This is a genomic window from Salinisphaera sp. G21_0, from assembly GCF_017744115.1.
Lineage (GTDB): Bacteria > Pseudomonadota > Gammaproteobacteria > Pseudomonadales > Endozoicomonadaceae > Endozoicomonas.
The window spans coordinates 1-1,132 of the sequence record NZ_JAGHQW010000181.1; the positions used below are offsets into that span (position 1 = coordinate 1).

The following is a 1,132-nucleotide window of genomic DNA, read 5'->3' on the forward strand; positions in this document are numbered from 1 at the left end:
ACCGGTAAGACGCAGGTTCCGAAGTCGCGTTTGGGTCTGAGTTATCATGTTAAACCCCTTACTCGTAACTGGCTGCGCCACGAATGTTTTCATGATTCCGGATCACTCTGTCACTGTCGCTTGACTCTGGCGTTTCCAATGGTAGCTGGTCCAGTCCGGCAAGAAGGATTTCCTTAACGTTACGAATTCGATGACCTCCTACATGACGCGCTCTGGCACAGGCTGCATTGAGCCGGTCAGCACCATAATCCCTGCTCATGTTTAAGAGGCCAAGGCAGGCGCGGTAAGCCTGTTCAGGATGCTCTCTACTGTCCAGTAACTGCCTGGTAAAGAGAAGCACATCCGGTCCCAGTTTTTTTGCCCAGCGCATCAACTTTCCCGGAGTCCATTGCTGATGTTTCTGATGACTCTTCGGCATATGTTCAGTCTTGGTCGTGTAACCTGAACAACGCTTGCGGGGGTGGCTGGTTACCGGCTTTCCTTTAAAGAGGATCTGAATCAGTTTTTCCCCGGCACGAACTTCTACTTCCTCACGAACCAGCGCATGAGGTACCGAGTAAGCATGTTCCTTGTAGCGGATGTGGTAGTCGATATTGACCCGGGCCTTTTTGAAATCAAGGTATTCAAAAGGCTGGCTGGGCAATGGGCTCAGTGCAGGCCGATCCAGCTGTTCATAGGCAAGTCGTCGTGAGCCGGGTTGTTGCTTGAAATCGCGAGTATTCAGATCCTCCAGTAAGCAACGTATTTCCTGATTAAGCTCTGCCAGTGAGAAGAAAAAGGTGTTGCGCAATTTCATCAGTATCCAGCGTTCAACTACCTGAACACCGACTTCTACCTTGGCCTTGTCCTTTGGTTTATAAGGCCGTGTCGGCATGACAGAGACACCGAAATGCTGGGCAAGATGCTGGTAATGTGGGTTGATCTCCGGATCGTACCGACAGGCTTTGATCACTGCACTTTTCAGGTTATCCGGCACCAGCATGTCTGGCACACCACCGAAAAACTCGAATGCCCGGACATGAGAGGCCAGAAAATCAGCCTGGGACTGCCCCCAGCTTGCTTCGGCGTAGGTGTAGCTTGAAGCACCGAGCACGGCAACAAAGATCTGTGCTTGCCTTGCTTCACCGGTTTC

1 protein-coding gene is annotated in these 1,132 nt (G+C 51.5%); it reads right to left on the minus strand.

Annotation, left to right across the window (positions count from 1 at the left end; translation table 11 throughout):
- Positions 1-58: 58 nt before the first annotated feature.
- Positions 59-1,132 (minus strand): IS21 family transposase (gene istA / locus J7439_RS25540; protein ID WP_209204871.1); only part of this gene is annotated, 1,074 nt, incomplete at its 5' end.